This is a genomic window from Streptomyces sp. NBC_01298 (genome assembly GCF_035978755.1).
In the GTDB taxonomy this organism is placed as follows: Bacteria; Actinomycetota; Actinomycetes; order Streptomycetales; family Streptomycetaceae; genus Streptomyces.
In genome coordinates this window covers 8,154,437-8,176,412 of the sequence record NZ_CP108414.1, presented here as the reverse complement: position 1 = coordinate 8,176,412, position 21,976 = coordinate 8,154,437, and the positions used below count along the sequence as shown (strand labels likewise).

Annotated in this window: 18 protein-coding genes; 12 read left to right on the top strand and 6 right to left on the bottom strand. The window is 74.0% G+C overall.

Annotated elements, in window-relative coordinates; all coding sequences use genetic code 11:
* The first annotated feature begins 10 nt into the window (after positions 1-10).
* Positions 11-1,933, top strand: coding sequence for a helix-turn-helix domain-containing protein (locus OG730_RS37350; protein ID WP_327308425.1), 1,923 nt, complete (start codon positions 11-13; stop codon positions 1,931-1,933).
* Between the two features lie 68 nt (positions 1,934-2,001).
* On the opposite strand, the gene OG730_RS37345 is transcribed toward OG730_RS37350, so the two are convergent.
* A complete protein-coding gene (locus OG730_RS37345; protein ID WP_327308424.1) occupies positions 2,002-2,718 on the bottom strand; it encodes a response regulator in 717 nt (238 codons plus the stop codon).
* On the bottom strand, positions 2,715-3,617 hold the full coding sequence (locus OG730_RS37340) for a sensor histidine kinase (RefSeq protein ID WP_327308423.1): 903 nt from the start codon (positions 3,615-3,617) through the stop codon (positions 2,715-2,717). The genes OG730_RS37345 and OG730_RS37340 overlap by 4 nt, the downstream gene beginning before the upstream one ends.
* A 198-nt stretch (positions 3,618-3,815) precedes the next feature.
* Between OG730_RS37340 and OG730_RS37335 the strand changes: the two genes are divergently transcribed.
* Positions 3,816-4,667 (top strand): ABC transporter ATP-binding protein, encoded by an 852-nt coding sequence (locus OG730_RS37335; protein ID WP_327308422.1) that lies wholly within the window; start codon positions 3,816-3,818, stop codon positions 4,665-4,667.
* Positions 4,664-6,973: an ABC transporter permease gene (locus OG730_RS37330; RefSeq protein ID WP_327308421.1), complete on the top strand. Its 2,310-nt coding sequence runs from the start codon at positions 4,664-4,666 to the stop codon at positions 6,971-6,973. Before OG730_RS37335 ends, OG730_RS37330 begins: the two co-directional genes overlap by 4 nt.
* 39 nt (positions 6,974-7,012) lie before the next feature.
* On the opposite strand, the gene OG730_RS37325 is transcribed toward OG730_RS37330, so the two are convergent.
* Positions 7,013-7,795, bottom strand: coding sequence for an ABC transporter ATP-binding protein (locus OG730_RS37325; RefSeq protein WP_442815143.1), 783 nt, complete (start codon positions 7,793-7,795; stop codon positions 7,013-7,015).
* Positions 7,796-7,978: 183 nt separating this feature from the next.
* Here OG730_RS37325 and OG730_RS37320 point away from each other — a divergent pair, with 183 nt between their 5' ends.
* The 5 genes from OG730_RS37320 to OG730_RS37300 all read left to right on the top strand — a co-directional run bounded on the left by OG730_RS37320 (position 7,979) and on the right by OG730_RS37300 (position 17,355).
* Positions 7,979-11,320 (top strand): FtsX-like permease family protein, encoded by a 3,342-nt coding sequence (locus OG730_RS37320; RefSeq protein WP_327308420.1) that lies wholly within the window; start codon positions 7,979-7,981, stop codon positions 11,318-11,320.
* Positions 11,317-14,118 carry an ABC transporter permease family protein gene (locus OG730_RS37315; protein WP_327308419.1) on the top strand — a complete coding sequence of 934 codons (2,802 nt, stop codon included), beginning with the start codon at positions 11,317-11,319 and terminating at the stop codon, positions 14,116-14,118. The genes OG730_RS37320 and OG730_RS37315 overlap by 4 nt, the downstream gene beginning before the upstream one ends.
* Positions 14,115-15,116, top strand: a complete 1,002-nt coding sequence (locus OG730_RS37310) for an ABC transporter ATP-binding protein (protein ID WP_327308418.1) — start codon at positions 14,115-14,117, stop codon at positions 15,114-15,116. Before OG730_RS37315 ends, OG730_RS37310 begins: the two co-directional genes overlap by 4 nt.
* Positions 15,117-15,382: 266 nt before the next feature.
* Positions 15,383-15,781, top strand: coding sequence for a hypothetical protein (locus OG730_RS37305; RefSeq protein ID WP_327308417.1), 399 nt, complete (start codon positions 15,383-15,385; stop codon positions 15,779-15,781).
* An 80-nt stretch (positions 15,782-15,861) separates the two neighbouring features.
* Positions 15,862-17,355: a condensation domain-containing protein gene (locus OG730_RS37300; RefSeq protein WP_327308416.1), complete on the top strand. Its 1,494-nt coding sequence runs from the start codon at positions 15,862-15,864 to the stop codon at positions 17,353-17,355.
* Positions 17,356-17,414: 59 nt separating this feature from the next.
* Here the strand turns inward: OG730_RS37300 and OG730_RS37295 are convergent, their stop codons facing one another.
* Both OG730_RS37295 and OG730_RS37290 read right to left on the bottom strand, forming a co-directional pair.
* The gene (locus OG730_RS37295; RefSeq protein WP_327308415.1) at positions 17,415-18,644 is read right to left on the bottom strand and encodes an RNA polymerase sigma factor; all 1,230 of its coding nucleotides are present in this window, start codon (positions 18,642-18,644) and stop codon (positions 17,415-17,417) included.
* A 102-nt stretch (positions 18,645-18,746) separates the two neighbouring features.
* The gene (locus tag OG730_RS37290; protein WP_327308414.1) at positions 18,747-19,106 is read right to left on the bottom strand and encodes a YciI family protein; all 360 of its coding nucleotides are present in this window, start codon (positions 19,104-19,106) and stop codon (positions 18,747-18,749) included.
* Positions 19,107-19,311: 205 nt separating this feature from the next.
* Here OG730_RS37290 and OG730_RS37285 point away from each other — a divergent pair, with 205 nt between their 5' ends.
* Entirely contained in the window at positions 19,312-19,686 is a 375-nt protein-coding gene (locus tag OG730_RS37285) for a DoxX family protein (RefSeq protein ID WP_327308413.1), read from the top strand.
* A gap of 66 nt (positions 19,687-19,752) precedes the next feature.
* Here OG730_RS37285 and OG730_RS37280 read toward each other — a convergent pair whose 3' ends face one another.
* Positions 19,753-20,022, bottom strand: coding sequence for a hypothetical protein (locus OG730_RS37280; protein WP_327308412.1), 270 nt, complete (start codon positions 20,020-20,022; stop codon positions 19,753-19,755).
* 94 nt (positions 20,023-20,116) lie between these two features.
* Between OG730_RS37280 and OG730_RS37275 the strand changes: the two genes are divergently transcribed.
* The 3 genes from OG730_RS37275 (at position 20,117) to OG730_RS37265 (ending at position 21,959) form a co-directional block, all read left to right on the top strand.
* Positions 20,117-20,455 (top strand): thioredoxin family protein, encoded by a 339-nt coding sequence (locus tag OG730_RS37275; protein WP_327308411.1) that lies wholly within the window; start codon positions 20,117-20,119, stop codon positions 20,453-20,455.
* A 110-nt stretch (positions 20,456-20,565) separates the two neighbouring features.
* Entirely contained in the window at positions 20,566-21,756 is a 1,191-nt protein-coding gene (locus OG730_RS37270; protein WP_327308410.1) for a cytochrome P450, read from the top strand.
* On the top strand, positions 21,753-21,959 hold the full coding sequence (locus OG730_RS37265) for a ferredoxin (protein ID WP_442815142.1): 207 nt from the start codon (positions 21,753-21,755) through the stop codon (positions 21,957-21,959). Before OG730_RS37270 ends, OG730_RS37265 begins: the two co-directional genes overlap by 4 nt.
* Positions 21,960-21,976 lie beyond the last annotated feature (17 nt).

The following is a 21,976-nucleotide window of genomic DNA, read 5'->3' as shown; positions in this document are numbered from 1 at the left end:
GGCTGCCAGCATGGCCCCCGTGAACGATCCCGCCGCGCCCGCGGCCGCGCTGCGTCAGCTCCTCGACCTGCTCGCCCAGGGCGCGCCCGCCGAGCACTTCGCGCGGCCCGGCGCGCAGGCCCGTACCGCCGGGGCCGGGGCCGCCGAGCAGGCCCTCGTCGAGGAGGCCACCCGGGTCGCCCTCGACATCCGGCGCACGCTGGACCAGCACCGCAGGCGCGAGGCGGAACTCACCGCCCTGTTCGACACGGCCGGCGACCTCGCGGCCCTGCGCGATCTCGACGCGGTGCTACGGGCCATCGTGCGGCGGGCCCGGACCCTGCTCGGCACGGACTGCGCCTACCTCACCCTGAACGACCCCGTCGCGGGCGATACGTTCATGCGGGTCACCGACGGCTCCGTCTCCGCCGCCTTCCAGCAGTTGCGGCTCGGCATGGGCGAGGGCCTCGGAGGTCTCGTCGCGCAGACGGCCCGGCCGTACGCCAGCGCCGACTACCGCACCGACGACCGCTTCCGGCACACCAGCACCATCGACTCCGGGGTGCGCGAAGAGGGGCTGCGGGGCATCCTCGGGGTGCCGCTGCGCGTCGCCTCGCACGTCATCGGGGTGCTCTACGCCGCCGACCGGTCGGTGCGCGCCTTCACCCCCGACGCGGTCGCGCTGCTGTCCTCACTGGCCGACCACGCCGCCGTCGCCATCGACGGGGCGCGGCTGCTGGAGGAGACCCGTACGGCGCTGGTCGAGCTGAACGCCGCCACCGAGACCGCCCGGGCCCACAGCGAGGCCACCCGGCTGGCCACCGAGACCCACGACCGGCTCACCGACCTGGTCCTGCGCGGCGGGGACGTCACCGATGTGGCCCGGGAAGTGGCCGCGCTGCTACGGGGAGGGCTGGTGGTGCACGACGCCGAGGGCGCCGAGTTGGCCCGGGTCGCCACCGAACCGATCGGCGCACCCGCCAAGGGGGTGGCGGCCTCCCGTTCCGGCGGCCGGGCCGTGCCGGTCGACGGGGTGTGGGTCTGCGCCGTCCTGGCCGGCCACGAACTCCTGGGCAGCATCGCCCTGACGGGCCGGGCCGAGCTGTCGGACAGCGACCGGCGGCTGTTCGAACGCACCGGCCTGGTCACCGCGCTCCTCCTGCTGCTGCGCCGCTCGGTGGCCCACACCGAGGACCGGGTGCGCGGCGAGCTCCTCAGCGACCTGCTGACCCCGCGGAGCCCGGGGCACACCCCCGACAGCGGCAGCCGGACGATCCGGGCCCGCAAGCTCGGCGTCGACCTCGCCCGCCCGCACTCCCTGCTGGTGCTCCACTGCGACGCGGCGCAGCGGCCCCGGCTGTCGACGGAGGCGGCGCGCCGCGCCCGCGCCCTCGACGGCCTGGCCGGGCTGCACGAGGGCCACGTCGTGCTGCTCGCCCCGGCCGAGCGGCCCGGACCCCTGGCGCGGTCCCTTGCGGCGGAACTGGGGCAGGCGCTGGGCACACCCGTCACCGTGGGCTCGGCCGGGCCGGCCGGCGACCCGGGCGGACTGCCAGGCGTGTACGCCGAGGCGGTGCGCTGCCTGCGGGCCCTGCACGCGCTGGGCCACACCGGCCACGGGGCCGCCCTGCCGGACCTGGGCTTCGTCGGCCTGCTGCTCGGGGACCACGGTGACGTCGGGGGGTACGTCGACCAGGTGCTCGGCCCCGTCATCGACTACGACGCGCAGCGCGGCACCGAGCTGGTCCGCACCCTCCAGGCGTACTACGTCCACGGGGCGAGCCTCTCCAAGGCCAAGGAGGCGCTGCACATCCACGTGAACACCGTCGTGCAGCGCCTCGACCGGATCCGCCGCCTCCTGGGCGAGGACTGGAACGCTCCCGCCCGCTCCCTGGAACTCCAACTCGCCCTGCGCCTCCACCTCCTGGCACACTCCGCCCCGCCCACGAACTGAGCCGCACCACTCAGTCTCACCACTCCACCGCCCGACCCAGCCGCAGGCCTGAGCCGAAAGGTCCCGCCCTACCCCGTCCCCGGGGTGACCAGGCCCGTCTCGTAGGCCAGGACGACCGCCTGGGCGCGGTCGCGCAGGCTCAGCTTCGCGAAGATCCGGGCCACATGGGTCTTCACGGTGGCCTCGCTGAGCGTGAACTCCCGTGCCAGTTCGGCGTTGGTGAGGCCGTGGCCCATCAGGGTGAGCACCTCCCGCTCCCGCGGGGTGAGGGCGTCCAGGTCGGGGTGGGGCGCAGGGGTCGGGCCGCCGCGCGCGGCCGCTGCCGAGGCGCAGCGCTCCACCAGCCGTCGGGTGATCGACGGGGAGAGCAATGCGTCGCCGGTGTCGACGAGCCGTACGGCGTTGGCGAGGTGCTCGGGCGTGACGTCCTTGAGCAGGAACCCGCTGGCGCCGGCTGCGAGGGCGGCGTAGACGTACTGGTCGAGGTCGAAGGTGGTCAGCATGATCACCCGGCATTCCGGGGCCTCGGTGAGGATCTGCCGGGCGGCCTCCAGTCCGTCCAGGCGGGGCATGCGGATGTCGAGGAGGACGACGTCGGGGCGCAGCCGGCGGACTTCCGAGACGGCCTCCACCCCGTCGGCGGCCACCCCCACCACGTCGATCCCCCGGGCGGTGAGGATCATGCGGAACCCGGTGCGGACGAGTTCCTGGTCGTCCGCGATGATCACCCGGGGCGAGGCGGCCCCCGGCTCGGGCCCGGCGGCCGGGGCGTGCGTGGTGGTCACGGCCGCTCCAGCGGGAGGCGGGCACGCACCCGGTAGCCGCCGCCGAGGCGGCGGCGCGCGTCGAAGTCCCCGCCGTACACGGCGACCCGCTCGCGCAGCCCGACCAGCCCGTGCCCCGCACCGTCCGCCTTCGGGCGCGCCGCCGCGGTGGACGCGGCCGGGGCGGACGCGCCCGGGGCGGACCCGGGTATCCGGTCTCCGGACAGCACGCTCGGACCACTGTTGAGCACCTCGACCCTCAGCGCCCGGTCCGCGTATCTCACCGTCACCTCGGCCTTCACCCCGTCCCCGTGTTTGAGCGCGTTGGTCAGCGCCTCCTGGATGATCCGGTAGGCGGTGACGTCGATCCCGGCCGGCAGCGGCCGCGGCTCGCCGGATATCCGGACCTCGACCGGCAGCCCGGCGAAGGCTATCCGGTCGATCAGCGCACTGAGCCGGCTCAAGCTCGGCTGCGGTGTCAACTCCGCGGCGGGGTCAGGCCTTTCGGAGGCCCCTGCCCCGTACGGTTCGTCACGGCCGTCCTGTGCCGGGGCGAGCAGTCCCAGCAGGTGCCGCAGTTCGGTCATGGTCGTACGCCCGGCCTTCTCCACGGCGGCCATCGCGGCCGCCGCCTCCACCGGCATCGTCGCCAACACCTCGCGGGCGGCCCCGGCTTGGACGATCATCAGGCTGACGTTGTGGCTGACTATGTCGTGGAGCTCCGCCGCTATCCGGGCCCGCTCCGCGTCCACCGCAGTCCGGGCAGCCGTCTCCCGCTCCCGCTCCAGCAGCCACCCCCGCTCCTCGATCGCCGCCCGGTGCGCCGCCCGGGCCCGCAGGAGCGCCGCCGTCAGCCCGAACCCCACCGACACCGCGCACGCCGCGGCCCCCACGGCAGCGAACGCCCATCCCGTCGTCATGACAGCTCCCCTCCCCCACCGGTGCTCGTCACCGTTCTCGATCTTCCAACATTCTCCTACCCGACCCTCGCAGGCATCCCGCGTAGTCCGCATCACCCTCCGGGTGCTATCCCCGCGTACATCCCCAGGATGACCTGGCCTCCCTCCTACATCCGGGGGGTGACGCCGCACCTCCGACGGGCCTTCTAGGTTCGTGCCATGACACCTCATCACGAAAGCGCTGGCAGTGCCGGCAGTCCCGACAGCGCCGACAGCCCCGGCCAGGTCGTCGTCCGCCTGGACCGCGTATCGAAGGAGTACGGCGACACCCTGGCGCTCGACGCCCTGTCCCTGGAGATCCGCCGGGGCGAAGCGGTCGCCGTGATGGGCCCCTCCGGCTGCGGGAAGTCCACCCTCCTCAACATGGTGGCGGGCCTGGACCGGCCGTCCGCCGGGACGATCGACGTGCACGGCCAGGACCTCGGCGGCCTCACCGAAACGGGCCTGGCCCTCTACCGCCGCCGCGACGTCGGCATGATCTTCCAGTTCTTCAACCTCATCGACGACCTACCGGCGCTCGACAACGTCGCGCTGGCCGCCCAGCTCACCGGCACTTCCGCCCGCCAGGCCCGCCGCCGTGCCCTGGAACTCCTCGACGAGCTCGGCGTCGCCGACCGGCGCAACAACTACCCGGCGACGCTGAGCGGAGGAGAGCGCCAACGCGTGGGTGTCGCAAGGGCCCTGATGAACCGTCCGGCCCTGCTCCTGGCCGACGAGCCGACCGGGGCCCTCGACAGCCGCTCGGGCGAGCAGGTGATGGACCTGCTGATCGACCTCAACCAGATAGGCCAGACCCTGCTGATCGTCACCCACGACCCACACCTGGCCACCCGATGCGCCGGCCGCCTCGTCGAGATGGCCGACGGCCGCATAGCCCGCGAACGCTCCCTGAATGACAGGGCCTTGGACAGCGAGACCCCGGACGGAACGGCCTCGGACGGCGCCACCCCCAACGGCGCGACCCCCAACAGCGAGACCCTGAACGGCAAGCCCCTGGAGCGTTCCGCGTGAGCGCCGTGTGGCGCGCCTCCCGGGCCGCCGTGAAGCGCCGCCGGGTCCAGACCTTCGTCATCGGCCTCGTCGTCCTCTGCTCCACCACCACCGTCCTGCTCGCGCTCGGCCTCCTCGCCGCGGCCTCGGGCCCCTTCGACAAGGCGTACACCGCGCAGCGCGGCGCGCACACCGTGGCCACGTACGACCCGGCGAAGGTCTCCGACGCCCAACTCGCGCGGACGGCGCACCGTCCCGGCGTCACCGCCGCCGCGGGCCCGTTCCCCCAGGCCGTCATCGACGTGCCCACGGACTGGATCGGGAGTCCGCCGGGTCCCCTCAGCGTGGTGGGGCGTGCCGATCCGGCCGGGCCGGTGGACCGCGTCCGGATGCGGCAGGGGCGCTGGGCCGAGGCGCCCGGGGAGATCGTCGTCAACTGGAGCACCAACGGCACGCCGGACGCCGAACTCGTCGGCACAAAACTGGAGGTACCCGGGCTCCCCACGCTCACCGTCGTCGGTTTCGCGACGAGCATGAGCCAGTCGGCCGCCGCCTGGGTGACGCCCGGCCAGGCCGAGGCCCTTCACCCGACGTCCACGCAGATGCTCTACCGCTTCACCGACTCGGCCACCGGCGCGCAGCTGCGCGACTCGCTGGCCCGGGCCACGGACGGACTTCCCGCGGACTCGGTGACGGCCGCGCAGACCCACCTCACCCTCAAGAAGGCCTTCTCCGCCCGCGCGGACGCCTATCTGCCCTTCATCTCCCTCTTCGGCGTCCTGGGCCTGCTCGTCTCCGCCTTGATCGTCGCGAACGTGGTCAGCGGCGCCGTAATCTCCGGCAACCGGCACATCGGCGTGCTCAAAGCCATCGGCTTCACGCCGAACCAGGTCGTCGCCGTCTACCTGACGATGGTCTCGGTCCCCACGGTGGCCGGCTGCGTCCTGGGCACCCTGCTCGGGAACGCACTGGCCACGCCCATCCTGCAGATCGCGTTCTCCGGCATCGAGATCGGGATGGCGGACGTGGGCACCGTCCCGCCCTGGGTCAACGTCGCGTGCCTGGCCGGGATGCCCACCCTGGTCGCACTGACCGCGCTCGTACCGGCCCTGCGCGCTCACCGGCTGCCGGCCGCGCGGGCCATCAGCGCGGGCGGCGCGCCCCGCACCGGGCGCGGGCTGCGCGTCCAGCGCGTGCTGGCCTCCTCACGACTGCCGCGTTCCGTCAGCCTGGGCCTCGGCCACCCGTTCGCCCGCCCCGGCCGCGCCTTCATGACCACGGCGGCCATCCTCCTCGGCGTCGCCACGGTGACCCTGGCGACCGGGCTGACCAGCACGATGGTCTCGTACGCTCAGACTGCCCGCGGCCCCGGCGGAACGGTGGTCTACGTCGCCGTCGGCGGCCACGGCAACAACCCCGTCAAGCCGCTGCTGACCGACGCGCAAATCGAGGAGCGGCTGCGATCGCTGGGGGCGCAGCAGTTCCAGGCCCGCGCGCTGACCCAGGTCGGGCTGGTCGGGTACGCGCAGCCCGCGTTCGGGAACTTCTACCGAGGGAACCCGTCCCCGCCCGAGGCCTTCGTCGAAGGCCGGCCACCCAGCGGACCCGGTGAGATCGCGGCGGGCCCCGCGTTCCTCACCGAACGCGGGCTGGCGGTGGGTGACCGGGTCACTCTGGAGGCCAATGGGAGGCGGACGGCCGCGACCATCGTCGGCCAGCTGATCGACAGCGACGCGCGCTCTCTGGAATCCAGGTGGGAGACCCTCGGCCAACTCGCCCCGGACAGCCGTCCGGTCGAGTACACCGTCCGGCTCGCCCCGGGAGCGAACGCCCGCGCCTACGCGGACGCCGTCGACGCGGCCGACCCCGGACTGCGCGCCGAGGTAGTGGACTCCGCCAAGGTCAACGCCGCCACCACCACGGTCGTCGGCTTCTCCTCGGTGTTCTCGGTCATGCTGGCCCTCGTCGCCTCGCTCGGCGTCTTCAACACCGTCCTGTTGAACACCCGTGACCGCCGCCGCGACCTGGGCATGCTCAAGTCGATCGGCATGACCCCGCGCCAGGTGGTCGCCATGACGGTGACCTCGGTGACCGGACTGGGCCTGGTCGGAGGGCTGCTCGGGATCCCCCTCGGGATCGTCGCGCACCGGCTCGTCGTGGACAACGTGGGCGTCGTCGCCTTCCCCGAGTCGATGAAGGACGTCTGGCACGCGCCGCAGCTCGCCGGAATGCTGTGCGCGGGGGTCGCGATCGCCGTTCTGGGCGCGCTGATCCCGGCCCGCTCGGCGGCCCGGATGACCATCGCCGCGGCCCTGCACACCGAGTAGCGCCCGCAGTCCGCCCCCGCCGTCCGCCCCGCAGGTCGCTCAGCCCTGCGGGTCCCCGTCTCCGTCTCCGTCTCCGTCCCCGGACGAAGCCTCCACGATGCGTCCGTCGCGCAACTCCACCACCCGGTCCGCCAGTTCCATCAGCGCCGGGTCGTGCGTGGCGACGAGCGCCGTGACCCCCTCGCTGCGCACCACGGCGCGCAGCAGCCGCATGATCTGCCGGCCGGTGTCGGAGTCGAGCTGGCCCGTCGGCTCGTCGGCGATGATCAGATCGGGCTCGTTCGCGAGGGCCCGCGCGACGGCGACCCGCTGCTGCTGGCCGCCGGAGAGTTCGCCGGGTCGCTGCTCGGTCTGTTCGGAGAGGCCGACGAGGGCGAGGAGCGTACGGGCCCGCTCCTCGCGCTGCTTCGCCGGTACCTTGCGCAGCCGCATCGGGACCCCGACGTTCTCGGCGGCGGTCAGGGCGGGGATCAGGCCGAAGGACTGGAACACGAAGCCGATCCGGTCGCGGCGCAGCGCGAGGCGGCCGTCCTCGTCGAGGCCGGCCAGATCGGTGCCGTCGAGGGCGACGCTGCCGCCAGTCGGGGTGTCGAGGCCGCCGACCAGGTTCAGGAGGGTGGTCTTGCCGGAGCCCGACCTCCCCTTGAGCGCGGTGAGTTCGCCGCGGCGGACTTCGAAGGACACTCCGCGCAGGGCGTGCACCGCCTGCTCACCCGTCCCGAAACTGCGCCGCACGTCGTCGACCACCACCATCGGCGGCGCCCCGGCGTCCTGTCCCGACTCGTCCCGCGATTCCTGTCGCCGTTCCTGGTCCTGCGTCATGCTGCGGTTCCCCCTCCAAGCGGATGAGCGGATGAAGCCGAGAACGGCGTTCTTTCGGTCCCGCCCCCACGATTTGTTCATCCGTTGCACTACTCACGCAAGTCCCTTCCGTTCATTGTTCGAATCTGGCAGCATCGTCCGGTATCCGGGCTCACCAGTCCGGTGCGGGGGAGGAACAGGCACATGCTCGGCTTCGTCGTGCGCCGGCTGCGCGGGCGATTGCCGCTCGCAGCCGCCGTACTGCTGACCGTTTTGATCACCACGACCGTGCTCACCGCACTCTTCGCCTTCACCCGCGGAGTCGGCGACGCCGGGCTGCGCCAGGCCCTCGCGGGGCCCGGTCTCGCACGCGGCACGGTACTGGTCACCGGGTCCCACGCAGCGGCCGATCGAGCCAAGGACGACGAGGCGGTACGGGGCTTCGCGCGCGGGCTGTTCGGCCCCCTCCCGACCGGCGCCGAGAGCGTGGCGCGCAGCCGTTCGTTCGGGCTGCCGGGCCCGCACACCCCCGGCAAGGACGCCGATCTGACCCTGCTGGCGGCCTTCGCCAAGGACCGCGTACGCCTTCTGGCGGGCACCTGGCCGCAACCCGTCGCGGGAGCGCTCTCTGATCGGACCCCCGTTCCCGTGGCCGTGCCGAAGGCGGCACTGGACCGGCTCGGGCTGACCGAGGGAGCGCTCCCCGCGCGGGTGCGGCTCGACGACCGGTACGGCGGCTCCCCGTTGAGCGTGCTGGTGACCGGCGTCTACCGGGCGGCCGACCCGGACGCCCCGTACTGGCGGCTCGATCCGCTCGGTGCGCGCGGTCTCCAGGTCGCCGGATTCGCCACTTACGGGCCGCTGATGGTGGACGACTCCGCCTTCACCACGGGCGGACTGATCCAGGACAGCCGTGCCGTGCTCCTCACCGCCGACTTCTCCACCGTGGACGCGGCCGGGGCCGAGGCCGTCCGCGGCCGGGCCGCCGGCGCCCTGAAGGAACTCCAAGGCAAGTCCGGGCTCGCCCCGGCGACCGAGCTTCCGGCGCTGCTCGGCGAGTTGCGGTCGGGCCTGACCGTCGCCCGCTCCACCCTGCTGGTCGGCGCGCTGCAACTGGCCGTGCTCGCCGGGGCCGCGCTACTGCTCGTCTCGCACCTGCTGACGGAGCGGCAGGAGGGGGAGCGCTCCCTGCTCGCCGCACGCGGCGCCTCCCGCGGTCGGCTCGGTGTCCTCACCGCGGCCCAGTCGCTGCTGCTGGCGCTGCCCGCGGCCCTTCTCGCGCCCCTGCTGACCCCGCCGCTGCTGCGTCTGCTCGGCGGCTACGGCTCGCTGGCGCACGTCCCGTTCACGGTCACCCGGAGCTGGCTGCTCTGGCCCGTCGCCGCGGGCTGCGCCCTCGGCTGCGTCGTGCTGACCACCGTCCCGGTCGTCCTGCGGGGCGCCGCCTCGGCCGCCCTGCACCGGACCGGCCGCCGCCAGGCCCTCGTCGCCGGCGCCGCGCGATCCGGCGCGGACCTGGCGCTGGTGGCCCTGGCCGTACTCGCCTACGAGCAGCTCTCCCGCTACGGCGCGGGCGGCTCCGGCCCGGCCTCGCGGTCCGACGGGCTGTTCGGCGTGGACCCGGTCCTGGTCGCCGCCCCGACGCTGGCGCTGTGCGCGGGAACCCTGCTCGTGCTGCGGCTGCTGCCCTTCGGGGCGCGACTCGGCGCGCGGATCGCCGCCCGGGGCCGGGGGCTGGGTCCGGCGCTGGTCGGCTGGCAGTTGGCCCGCCGGCCCGGACGGGCCACGGGGCCGGTGCTGCTGCTCGTACTCGCCGTCTCCAGCGGGGTCCTGGCGCTGGGCCAGCACACCGCCTGGTCCGCGTCCCAGCGTGACCAGGCCGATTTCACCACCGCCGGGGGCCTGCTGATATCCGGGAGCGACGTTCCCTCGCTGGGCCGGGGCGGCAGGTACGCGGCGCTGCCCGGCGGGGAGCGCGTCCTGCCGGTGCTCCGTGCCCAACAGGACCTGCCGGGCGGGCGCACCGGCCAGGTGATGGCACTGGACGCGGCGGCCGCCGCCGACCGGCTCGCCCTGCGGGCCGACCTGCGCGACGGCCGCAGCGTGCGCGAGCTGTTCGCCCCCCTGACCTCCGCCTCCGGGGCCGCCTCCACACCCAACTCCACATCCGCCACCGGCATCCCCCTCCCCGGCCGGCCCCAGCGCATCGACCTCTCCGTCTCCGTACGCTCCACCGGCGCGGGCGGCCGCCCCGGCCTCGGGCTGCTGCTGCGCGACCGCTTCGGCATCACCTACCGGGCCGCGATGGTGCAGCTCCCGGAGAGCGGTGACGCCACCGTGTCGGTGCACCTCGGCGGGATGCTCGGCGCCCCCATCGGGTCGGCCGCCACCCCGCTGAGCGTGGCCGGGCTCGTGTTCTCGTACGACCGGGAGGGACCGCTCCCCGGTGTCGATCCGGACGCCGGGCCCACTTCGGAGAAGCCCGGCGAGACGGTCAAGATCTTCGACGAGCTGACCGTACGCGGCCTCGCGGTCGCGCAGACCAGGGACGGCGCGGCGGCGCCGGTCACGGTGCCCGCACCGGACTGGAAGCTGTCGGCCCCGCCGCTCAACGACGGCTCCCCCGCCACCGAACTGCTCGCGGGCTCCGGGACCGCGCCGGGTGGCCCGGCCCTGGTCAAGCTGCGCTACCGGGACGGTTCCGGTGAACGCGGAGGGGTCCAGGCCAACCTGACGACGGGGCCCGCTCCGGCCGCCGGGATTCCCGGGATCGCCACCCGGGCGTACCTGTCCTCGATCGGCGCGGCCGTCGGCGATCTGGTGCCGGTCAAGCTGGACGACGTCACCCTCCCGGTCCGGATCACCGCCGCGATCGGCGCCCTGCCCGTGGCCGGCGACACCGCCATCGCCGTGGACCTGGACACCGCCGCCCGACTGCTCGCGGCAGGCGGCCGGGAGCTGCCGACGCCCGGCGAATGGTGGCTGCCGGCCGCCTCCGCCGACGACCCGGCGCCGGCCCGCGCCGCCGCGCAGCTTCGCTCCGGCGCCGGCTCCCAGCAGATACGGCTGCGCGATGAGGTGGCCGCGACCCTGCTGGACGATCCGCTCAGCGCGGGCCCGCAGGGGGCGCTGGCCGCCCTGGCGGTGGCCTGCGCGGTGCTCGCGGCGATCGGCTTCGCCGCCTCCGCCGCGGCCGCCGCCCGGGAGCGCTCCCGGGAGTTCTCGGTGCTGATGGCGCTGGGTGCCCGGCGGCGGGACCTGGCCCGGACGGCCACCGCCGAGAGCTCTCTGCTGGTGGGGCTCGGCACCACGGTCGGGGTGGGGCTGGGCGTGGTCATCGTCCACCTCGTCGTACCGCTGACCGTGCTCACCCCGGCCGCCGGCCGCCCGGAGCCCGCGGTGCTGGTGGACCTGCCCGCGGTGCGGACCCTGCTGCTCGCCGCCGCCATCGCCGCCGTACCGCTGCTGTCCGCGATGTTCGGCGGCCGGCGCAATCAGAACCGCTCGAAGCCGGCCGACCGGCTGCGGCACGTGGAGGACATATGACCGGGCCGGCCGCGACCGACGCCGACCGGCGCGCCCCGGACGGGACCGGACCGCGCGCACCGCGGGGGTCCGCTCCGCGCGCCGTGCCCCCGCCCGCGCCCTGGGTGCGGACCCGGCTGCGCGCGACCCCGCTGAGCGCCCTGCTCGGCGCGGCCCTGGCCTTCGTCGCCGTCCTGCTCGCGGCGGCCCTGCCGCGGGCCATGGACCGGGGCACCGACCAGGCGCTGCGGTCCTTCCTGGAGTCGCGCGGGCCGAGCCAGACCAGCCTGAACGTCACCGCGCGCCCGCGTTACGGGGAGGAGAGCGCGCAGAACCTGGACGAGGTACTGGCGACCCTGGTCTCCCGTACCGCCCCGGGCTTCGCCGTCGCCCCCGCCGGCCCCGTCCACGGGTCCGCCGCGGGTCCCCGGCCGCTGGTCAACCCCGGCCTGACCGCCCCCGACGGGGTCCCGCCCCAGATGAGTCTCTACCACCTGCGCACGGCCTCCGAGCACGTCCGCCTGGTGGAAGGACACTGGCCGGGCGCGCCCGCCACCGCGCCCGGCAGTCCGGTACCCGTCGCGCTGTCGCAGAGCGCGGCGAAGACCCTCCGGATCCGGGTCGGCATGGTGCTGGAGACCGCCACCGGCCAGGACCTGACCACGATGAAGGCCGAGGTCGTCGGTCTGTACGCCCCGAACGACGACGCCGAGGACTACTGGACCGACCTCACCTGCCTCCTCCGCGCCTGCCTCTCCATGACCACGACCCAGCCCCCGGCTGCGTTCTGGAGCACCGACGCCCTCGTCGCCGCGGAGGCACTCGGCCGACTCACCTATTGGGGCGAGGCGAACACCAAGGACTTCTGGCGGATCCCGGTGGACACCGGATCGCTGCGGGCCGACCAGCTCCCGGCCACCGCCAAGGCCGTCGCCTCGTACGTGACCGGCCCGACCGCCGCGCGCCTCACCCAGGAAACCCACCGCGACGATCTGCGCGTCGCCTCCCACCTGCCAGAGCAGTTCGCCCTCGCCGAGGCCCGGCGCCAGGCCGCCGCGCCGCTCGCGGCGATGGGCCCGGCCGGGGTGGCCGGAGTGGCGTTCGTGGTGTTCTGCCTGGCCGCCGGGCTCACCGGGGACCGGCGGGAGTCCGAACTGCGGCTGCTGCTGGCCCGCGGCGGTTCCCGCGCGGGCATCGTGCGCCGGCTGCTCGCGGAGAACGCCGTCACCGTCCTGCCCGCCGCCGCGCTCGCGACGGCGCTCGCCGTGCTCCTGCTGCCCACGCCCCGCTCGCAGGGCACGGTGCTGGCCGCTTCGGCCGCCACGCTCCTGGCCCTGCTGGCCGTGCCCGTACGGGCCTTCGTGCTGCTGTCGCCGAAGCGCCCGCCGGGCCCCCGGCGGCGGCTGGTCGCCGAGCTCCTCGTGCTGGCGGCCACCGCGGCCGCCGTGTTCGAGGTCCGCTCGCGCGGGGTCGCCCCGGCCGGCGCCGGCGTGGACCCGCTGCTGATCGCCGCCCCGCTGCTGCTCGCGCTCTGCGGCGGCCTGCTGCTGGCCCGGCTCCAGCCCGCCCTGGTCGGGGCTCTGGCCCGGGCCGCCGGGCGGGGGCCGGGGCTGCTCGGCTTCCTCGGGCTGGCGCGCGCCGCGCGGGGCACCGGGGGCCGGGCGCGTCCGTCCGTACTGCCGCTGATCGCGATGCTGCTGGCCGTCACCACCGGCGGCTTCGGCGCCACGGTGCTGACCGCGGTGGCCGATGCCCGCTTCGAGGCGGCGCGCGCGGCCGTCGGCGGCGACGCGCAGCTCACGGCGCCCGGTGGCACGCTCCCGGACGCCCTGACGTCGGCGGCGGCCGCGCTGCCCGGCGTACGGTCCTCCGTGAAGGTGTGGACGGACGACAACGTGTTCCTCTACGGCACCAAAACGGGCAGCACCCAGATCTCCGTGGTCGTCGCGGACCCGGAGGAGTACGCGCAACTGTCGGCGGCGGCCGGGACCGCCCGGTTCGATCCGGCGCTCCTGGCACCCGGCGCCGCGGGCACCTCGGGCACCTCGGTGCCCGCGCTGATCAGCCGGGACCTCGCCGACGACGACACCTCCGGCTTCCAGCTGAGGCTCGAAAACGGCGGTGCGCTGAAGCTCTCGGTCGTCGGAGTGGTCACCGGCACCCCCGCCCGGCCCGGCGCCAAGTACACCACCGTGGTGCTGCCCGCCCCCCAAGTGCTGGCCGCCATACCGCAGATGGGGCTGCCCAACACCTGGTTGGCGCTCGGCGCGGTCGACCAGCACCGGCTGGAACAGGTGGTCCGCACCGCGGACCCGGCGGGCGGCGCCGAGCGCTACCGCGTCCGCACCAGCTCCGCCGCGGCCGCCGAACTGGGCTCCGACCCGCTCCAGCGCTCCGCCGAGCGGCTGTTCTGGGCCTCGCTCGCCGGAGCCGCGGGCTTCGCACTGCTGGCGGTCCTGCTGACCCTGGTCAGGGCCGCCCCCGACCGGGCCGCGCTGCTCGCCCGGCTGCGCACCATGGGGCTGCGCCCCCGGCAGGGGGTCCAGCTGATCCTGGTGGAGTCGGTGCCCCTGGCCCTGGCCGCCGCGATCGGCGGCGGACTGCTCGCGGTGGGCGCCGTCGCCCTGCTGGGCCCGGCCGTGGACCTGTCGACGCTGGTCGGCACCCAGGTGCCGGCCGGTGTGCCCGTCCTCGTCAGGCCCGTACTGACCCAGGCACTGGGCCTGGCCGCCCTCGTCGCGGGGGCCGTGCTCGCGGAGGCGGCGATCTCCGGCAGGCGACAGATCACGACCGAGTTGAGAGCGGGAGACCAGCGGTGAACAGCGATCAGCCCACCTACGAGGAGCTCCGGAGGCAGGCCCTGGCCGCCGCCGAGCCCCGCCGGCACGGCGCGGACACGGCCATCGCCTGCGACCGCCTGGTCCGGATCTTCAGTACGGACGGGGTCGAGGTACAGGCCCTGCAAGGACTGGAACTGACCGTGGCGCAGGGCGACCTGATGGCCCTGGTCGGCGCGTCCGGCAGCGGAAAGTCCACGCTCCTGAACATCCTCGCGGGGCTGGACGTGCCCACGGCCGGCACCGCCAGCGTCGGCGGCTACGACCTGCTGGAGATGTCGGCGCGCGACCGGCTGCGCTACCGGCGCGAGGCGGTCGGCTTCGTCTGGCAGCAGACGGCCCGCAATCTGCTGCCCTTCCTGACGACGGCGCAGAACATCGCCCTGCCGATGCAGCTGAAGGGCGGGCGGCGGGCGGCCGCCAAACGCCACGCGGTCCGGACCGCCGAGCTCCTCGAAGCGCTGGAGATCGGCGAGCTGGCGAACCGACGGCCCGCCCAGCTCTCCGGCGGCCAGCAGCAGCGCGTGGCCATCGCGGTGGCGATGGCGAACGATCCGGCGGTGCTGCTCGCCGACGAGCCGACGGGCGAGCTGGACTCGGAGACGGGCGGGGCGATATTCGAGGCCTTCCGCACCGTCAACCGGGAACTGGGCGCGACCGTGGTCATCGTCACCCACGACCCGCTCGTCGCGGGCGAGGTGCGGCGTACGGTGGCGATGCGCGACGGCCGCACCAGCAGCGAGGTGCTGCGCCGTACGATCACCGACGAGCACGGGGCCGAGTCGGTGAGCGAGCGCGAGTACGTGATGCTCGACCGCACGGGTCGCGTGCAGCTCCCGCAGAAGTTCCTGGAGGCCCTGGGCATGGAACACCGGGTGGCGGTGGACCTGGCGGCGGACCACATCGAGCTGCGCCCGGACGACGCGGCCGCCACGCCGGCGGACGGCGACGACGGCGTGCGGGAGTCCGCCGCGGGCTGAGACGCCCCGGGATCCCGGTCCGGCCTCCCCGGATCCCCGTTCAGCCCGTGCGCCGTGTCCAGGCCGCCTCGTGCGCGTACCAGCTCTCGACGTGCTCGGCGCGCGGGTGGACCACGCGCAGCGGGTGCGGGGCCGCGGCGGCGGTCATCGTGTACCGGCCGGGGGCGAGGAGGGAGAGCAGGGGCCGCAGCCGTTCCGGGTCCGGGGACCGGTGGTCATTGGGCCGAGTCTGCCAGAGTGCGGGCCGGGAGAGAGAGGGGTTTGTGATGGCGGTCGAACCGTGGGTGACCTGTCTGGTCAACGGAGTTCTGTACAACGCGATGTTCCACAGCGACGGTTCGGCGCTCGACGACGATCTGGTCCGGGCCTACGCCGTCGCCCTGCGCGTGAGCCCCATCAGTGACGAACCCCTGCGCCGACAGGCGGCGGGCCTGCGGGCGGCAGTCGCCTCCGACGAGCCGCTCGCCTCGGCGTTCGAGCCGTATCCGGGATGGCGCCCGTACGACGAGGCCGAGTTCCGCTCGTTCCTGACCCGCCTCGCGGACGCCGTCGAGCAGGGCATCGGACCGGACGACCCCGGTCTCCCCGAAAGGCTCGGACCCCCGGTCGAAGACGCCGCCCCGCGACCGAGGGGTCTGCGCGCGCTCCTGCGCCGCCTTCGGTGAACTCCCCGGCGCGCGTCACTTCCGTGGCCCGGGTGTCGTTAGGCGCTCGGGGTTGACTCGGGGGTCGAAGGGATGACGGAATGCGGCAGTTTCCTCTGGAGATGCACCACATGGCACCCGGCCGGGTCGTCGAGTGGCGGTTGCGGTCCACGGCCGGGGCACAGTCCCCGGGCCCGGACGGCGCCGACGGCACGGCGGACAGGAGGGCCTCCTTCAACCAGGACAAGCACTTCACCGTCGCCGAGGAGAGCCGCGCGGCCGACGACCCGACCGCGTCCTGGATCGCCGTCACCTTCGAGGTCAGGGGCCCGCTGGACGAGGACGCCCTGACCGGGTCCCTGCTGGCGTTCGTACGCCGCCACGAGGTGCTGCGCTGCGAGTTCCGGCGCCTGGCCGGGGAGTTGGCGTGCGCGCCGATCCCGGCCGCCGAACTGGCCCTGGACACCGTCCGGGTCGCCGAGTTCGACCGCACCGAGGAGCTGACCGGGTTCCTCGTGGAGCGGTTCAAGCGGAGCATCGACACGCTGTCCTGGCCGCTGTTCACGATGGGCGCCGTCCTGCGCGAGGAGTCGGCGACCGTCTACCTCGCCTTCGACCACATCGTCTGTGACGGCATGTCGATGCCGATCGTGGTCCAGGAGGTCGAGAGGGGCTACGAGGCCCTGTGTCGCGGCGAGTTGCCCGATGCGGCGCCCGCGCCGAGCTATCTCGACTTCGCCGAGGAGCAGCGCGGCCGGTACCTCTCCATCGACGCGGACGACGAACGGCTCGACTACTGGAAGGAGTTCATGGCGAGCGGCGGCGGGGAGTTCTTCCCGCGCTTCCCGCTCGAACTCGGCGTGGAGCCCGGCCGGATGTACTCGATCGTGAACGAGGCCTCACCGCTGCTGGACGCCGCGGAGGCGGAGGTCTTCGAGAAGGCCTGCCTGGAGGTGGGCGGCAAGCCGTTCATGGGCGTGCTCGCCGCCGTCGCGGTCTGTCTGCGCGAAGCCGGCGGGCCGGGCGTCTACCGGGGGTTCATGCCGGTGAGCGAGCGCGGCCGGGCCGGGTGGGGCGACTCGGTGGGCTGGTTCGTCAACACCATGCCCATCGAGTTCGACGCCTCGCCGGGCCGGGACTTCGAGCAGGTCATGTCCTCGGTACGGGCCGGCTTCAACGAGATGATCGGCCACATCGACGTCCCCTTCGTGCGCGCCTGGGAGCTGCTCGCACCCCGCGAGTTCGCGGCCCGTTCCTGGCCGTACCCGGTGAACTTCTTCTCGTACATCGACATGCGCAAGGTCCCGGGCGCCGAGCGCCACGAGGACTGGCGGCCCACCTCCCACGTGTGGTCGGCCCAGGCCAACGGCGCCTGCTCCTGGTTCCAGCGGGACGCGGAGGGGCTGCACATGAACTCCATCTACTCGGACACCCCCGCCGCCCGCCGCACCATGGACGGTTTCCTGGAGGCCCTGCGCGAGACGGTCCGGGAGATCGCCCGCCACGGATCGCTGCGCCGACCCATCGCGCTGACCCCGCCGCGCCGGGCGGAGCGGACCCCGCTCGACGTGGCGGCGTTCGCCCGCCGCGGCTGATCCCGGGCCGCGGCTGATCCCGGGCCGCGGCTCCCGGCGGCGCCGCCCGGCGGCGGATCTCAGAGGCGGGCCGCGCGGGCGCGCAGCAGGGCCTGCTCCCGGGCGTTGCGGGTGAGCGAGGCGGCGCGTTCGAACTCCGCGCGGGCCTCCGCCGGGCGGCCGAGCCGCTCCAGCAGGTCTCCCCGTACGCTCGGCAGCAAATGGTAGGAGCGCAGGGCAGGTTCCGCCGTCAGGGCGTCGACCAGGGGCAGCGCCGCCGCCGGGCCCTCGGCCATCGAGACGGCGACGGCCCGGTTGAGCTCGATCACCGGTGACGGGATCAGCAGGACGAGCCGTCCGTACAGGGCGGCGATCGTGGGCCAGTCGGTGTCCTCGTAGCGGACGGCGTCGGCGTGACAGCCGGCGATGGCCGCCTGGAGGGAGTAGGGGCCGGTGCCCGCCCGGTGCAGGGCCTCGACCCCGCGCCGGATCAGCAGGCGGTTCCACTTGGACCGGTTCTGGTCGGCGAGCAGCACCGGCTCCCCGTCCGGGCCGGTGCGGGTGGCGATGCGCGAGGCCTGGAACTCCAGCAGCGCCGCCAGGCCGTGCACCTCGGGCTCCTTGGGCATCAGCCCGGCCAGGACCCGGGCGAGGCGCAGGGCGTCCTCGCACAGGGCGGGGCGGACGAGGTCGTCGCCGGCGGTCGCGGAGTAGCCCTCGTTGAAGACGAGGTAGATGACCTCCAGCACGGAGGCGAGGCGCTCTTCTCGGTCGGTCCCGTACGGGACCTCGAAGGGCACCGCGGCCTTCGCGAGCGCCCGCTTCGCGCGGACGATGCGCTGGGCGACGGTCGGTTCGGGGCAGAGGAAGGCGCGAGCGATCTCCTGGGTGGTCAGGCCGCCCATCAGCCGCAGGGTCAGTGCGATCCGGGCCTCGGTGGCGAGGACCGGGTGGCAGGCGGTGAAGATCAGCCGCAGCAGGTCGTCGTCGATGGATTCGGGATCGGCGAGCTCGGCCTCCTGCTCCGGCGGCGGAACGTCCTCCAGGGTGCGGCCCACTTCGGCGAGCTTGCGCGCGTAGGTCTCCTTGCGGCGGACGAGGTCGATGGCCCGGTGCTTGGCGGTGGCCATCAGCCAGGCCCCCGGTTTGTCGGGCACGCCAGATACCGGCCACTGCTCCAGCGCCGCGACCAGCGCGTCCTGGGTGATCTCCTCGGCGATGCCGACGTCGCGCACGATCCGGGCGACGCCCGCGATGATCCGCGCGGACTCGATCCTGAACACCGCTTCGACCGCTCGGGTCGTACTCACTGCCGTCACGGCCACCCATCAGAGCAGCCGTGACGAGGCAGGGCAAACGGGGCGCGAGGCAAACGGGGCGCGAGATGCCCGGCGTGGCGCCGCGCCGCGCCGTCAGCTTCCGTCGAGCTGGCGGAGCTCTGCGCCGACCGTCCAGTTCTCCGGGTGGATCTCCAGGAAGCGCTTGGTCCACTCCAGCGCCTCGTCCTTGTCCTTGCACTGCATGAGGGCGTACCCGCCGACGACCTCCTTGGTCTCGGTGAAGGGCCCGTCGGTGTAGCTGAGCTTCCCGCCGGACCAGGTGATGCGGGTCCCTTCGGAGGTGGGGAGCAGACCGGCGGTGTCGAGCATGACCCCGGCCTTGGTGATCTCCTCCATCAGGGCGCCCATGCGGTCGTTGAAGTCGGCCGGGAAGGGGGTGTCGGGGGTGAGGCTCTGCTCGTCGATGCGGATGAGCGAAAGGAAGCGCGGCATGGTGACTCCTCGGTGGTGGAGGACGGGGCCGTTCCCCGCCTCTCACCCCTGCGTCGAACGGGAGACGCCGGGATCGACAGCTTCCCGGAAAAATCTTCGGCGACTTTTGGGACGCGCGCGGCAGCGCGGATTCCGATCGCCGCCCCCACCGGAGCTACCGGCGAGTAGGATCGCCGGGCCCAGGCCCCTCCGAGAGGATTCCCCGATGCCGCGCATGCCTTCCTCGCCGCTCCTGCTCGCCGGTCTGCTGGCCGGCGCGGCGGTGGCGCACGCCGTCGCGCCCAAGCAGTTCGACGCGATCGTGCCGCGCTCGCTGCCCGGCAGCCCGCGCCGGTGGACGTACGCCAGCGGCGCGGCGGAGCTCGCGCTCGCGGCCGGGGTCGCCCACCCGCGCACCCGCAAGGTCGCGGCACTGGCCACGGCGGCGTACTTCGTCGGCGTGTTCCCCGCGAACGTCAAGATGGCCGCCGACGCCCGCCACCGCTCCCCCGCCCTGCGGGCCGTGGCCCTGGGCCGACTGCCGCTCCAGGTCCCGCTGGTGCTGTGGGCCCGCAAGGTCGGCCGGAACGCGGCGGGCTGAGGGCACGCTGAAGGCGTGCCTAAGCCTCCCGCCGTCCCGCCGTCCCGCCGTCCCGCCGTCCCGCCGTCAGCGACTGTCGCCCGTCCAGTCCCAGTGACCGGGATCGGACGCGCGGCGGCGGTAGTGGGCCCGGCCCCCGGACCCGTAGCGCCCTATCTCCGTCGGGAGCCGGGCCTCCTCGGCGAGCTGCGGTCCGCTCCAGCCCGTGATGTCGAGCAGCAGCCCGTCGAGGGGCCCGCCCACGAGCTCTCCGTAGGCGTGCCCCGGGAGCGGACCCGGGTCGGGGTCGTCGTGATCGGCGCCGTAGACCCGGCGCCGGAGCATCCTGTCGTCCATACCGGTCAGCTTCACAGACGGCACTGACAACGGGCCCGAGCGGCGATGATGGGAGCCGTTCGGATCGCACGGCACACGAAGCGGAGCACCACCCATGGCACGTCGGGTACACCAGCCACTGGAGGACCAGGAGTTCGACTTCATCCTCGGCATGACGGACGGGCCGGTGCTCGCCTACTTCTGCGGCAGCTGGCCCAAGGCCCTGGAGCCGTGCCGCGCGATGGACTCGGCCGTCGCCGCACTGGCGCAGGAGTACGGGACCCGGCTGACGGCGGTGCGTGTGGACATCACCCGCTGCCCCACGCAGACCAAGCGGTACGAGGTGACGGGCGCCCCGACGGCCGTGCTCATCACGGGCGGCGAGCCGGTGGCGACGCAGGCGGGGCCGATGACGGCGGAGGGGCTCCGAGCGTTCCTCGACGCTCACCTCTGAGCCGTCCGGGCGAAGGTACGCGATCTGGCCGAAAGTCACATGGATCGGATAGGTGCCTGAGGCATGTAATGGATTCCGGCGAAACGGAACCATCGCGTGCGAGGTGCTGCATGTCCGAGAAGACCATTGCCTTCCCCCAGGACCGAACCTGTCCCTACCACCCGCCGGCGGCCTACGAACCGCTGCGGACGGGCCGGCCGCTCTCCCGGGTCACCCTCTTCGACGGCCGCTCCGTGTGGGTGGTCTCCGGGCACGCCGAGGCGCGCGCCCTGCTCTCCGACGGCCGGCTCTCCGCCGACCGGCAGAACCTCTCCTTCCCCGCCCCCACCAGGCGGTTCAAAGGCCTGAGCAACCGGCGCGCCGCCCTGCTCGGCGTCGACGACCCCGTCCACAACACCCAGCGCCGGATGCTGATCCCGAGCTTCTCGCTGGGGCGCACGGCGGCCCTGCGCCCCCGGATCCAGGAGACCGTGGACCGGCTGATCGACGGGATGCTCGCAGCCGGGCCCGGCGCGGAACTGGTCGGCGCCTTCGCCCTGCCGGTGCCGTCGATGGTGATCTGCGCCCTGCTCGGAGTCCCGTACGCGGACCACGAGTTCTTCGAGAGCCGGTCCCGGCGGCTGCTGCGCGGCCCCGAACTCGCCGATGTCGAGGACGCCCGGGAACAGCTGGACGGCTATCTGCGCGAGCTGATCGGCCACAAGCGCGGGCATCCGGGCGAGGGGCTCCTGGACGAGCTGATCGCGCGGCGGCTGGAGACCGGCGAGACCGATGTGGAGGAGTTGGTCTCGCTGGCCGCGATCCTGCTCGTCGCGGGGCACGAGACCACGGCCAACATGATCTCGCTGGGCACGTTCACCCTGCTCAGCCACCCCGAGCAGCTGGACGAGCTGCGCGCCGATCCGTCGCTGCTGCCGGCGGCGGTGGAGGAGCTGATGCGGTTCCTGTCGATCGCGGACGGCATGCTCCGGGTGGCGGCCGAGGACATCGAGATCGGCGGGGTGACGGTCCGCGCCGATGACGGGGTGATCTTCTCCACCTCCGTGATCAACCGCGACGAGAGCGTCTTCGCGGAGCCCGACACCCTGGACTGGCACCGGCCGACCCGGCACCATCTGGCCTTCGGCTTCGGCATCCACCAGTGTCTGGGCCAGAACCTGGCCCGCGCCGAGATGGAGATCGCGCTCGGCACCCTCTTCGAACGGCTCCCCGGCCTGCGGCTGGCGGCGGATCCGGACCGGATCCCCTTCAAGCCCGGGGACACCGTCCAGGGCATGCTCGAACTCCCCGTGACGTGGTGAGCCGGGTGACCCGGGTCTCCGTGGACACGGACCGGTGCATCGGGGCCGGGCAGTGCGCCCTGACCGCCCCGGCCGTGTTCACCCAGGACGAGGACGGCTTCGGCGCCCTGCTGCCGGGGCGCGAGGACGGCGCCGGCAGCCCGCTGCTGCGGGAGGCCGCCCGGGCCTGCCCGGTGTCGGCGATCAAGGTCGAAGGGGCCTGAGCGAGAGCCGCCGGAGT

What these genes read in the sequence shown, in the direction of transcription:
- OG730_RS37350 (WP_327308425.1), top strand. Translation starts at nt 11, where the DNA reads ATGGCCCCCGTGAACGATCCCGCCGCGCCCGCGGCCGCGCTGCGTCAG.
- OG730_RS37340 (WP_327308423.1), bottom strand. Translation starts at nt 3,617, where the DNA reads ATGACGACGGGATGGGCGTTCGCTGCCGTGGGGGCCGCGGCGTGCGCG.
- OG730_RS37335 (WP_327308422.1), top strand. Translation starts at nt 3,816, where the DNA reads ATGACACCTCATCACGAAAGCGCTGGCAGTGCCGGCAGTCCCGACAGC.
- OG730_RS37325 (WP_442815143.1), bottom strand. Translation starts at nt 7,795, where the DNA reads ATGACGCAGGACCAGGAACGGCGACAGGAATCGCGGGACGAGTCGGGA.
- OG730_RS37320 (WP_327308420.1), top strand. Translation starts at nt 7,979, where the DNA reads ATGCTCGGCTTCGTCGTGCGCCGGCTGCGCGGGCGATTGCCGCTCGCA.
- OG730_RS37315 (WP_327308419.1), top strand. Translation starts at nt 11,317, where the DNA reads ATGACCGGGCCGGCCGCGACCGACGCCGACCGGCGCGCCCCGGACGGG.
- OG730_RS37305 (WP_327308417.1), top strand. Translation starts at nt 15,383, where the DNA reads ATGGCGGTCGAACCGTGGGTGACCTGTCTGGTCAACGGAGTTCTGTAC.
- OG730_RS37300 (WP_327308416.1), top strand. Translation starts at nt 15,862, where the DNA reads ATGCGGCAGTTTCCTCTGGAGATGCACCACATGGCACCCGGCCGGGTC.
- OG730_RS37290 (WP_327308414.1), bottom strand. Translation starts at nt 19,106, where the DNA reads ATGCCGCGCTTCCTTTCGCTCATCCGCATCGACGAGCAGAGCCTCACC.
- OG730_RS37285 (WP_327308413.1), top strand. Translation starts at nt 19,312, where the DNA reads ATGCCGCGCATGCCTTCCTCGCCGCTCCTGCTCGCCGGTCTGCTGGCC.
- OG730_RS37280 (WP_327308412.1), bottom strand. Translation starts at nt 20,022, where the DNA reads ATGGACGACAGGATGCTCCGGCGCCGGGTCTACGGCGCCGATCACGAC.
- OG730_RS37275 (WP_327308411.1), top strand. Translation starts at nt 20,117, where the DNA reads ATGGCACGTCGGGTACACCAGCCACTGGAGGACCAGGAGTTCGACTTC.
- OG730_RS37270 (WP_327308410.1), top strand. Translation starts at nt 20,566, where the DNA reads ATGTCCGAGAAGACCATTGCCTTCCCCCAGGACCGAACCTGTCCCTAC.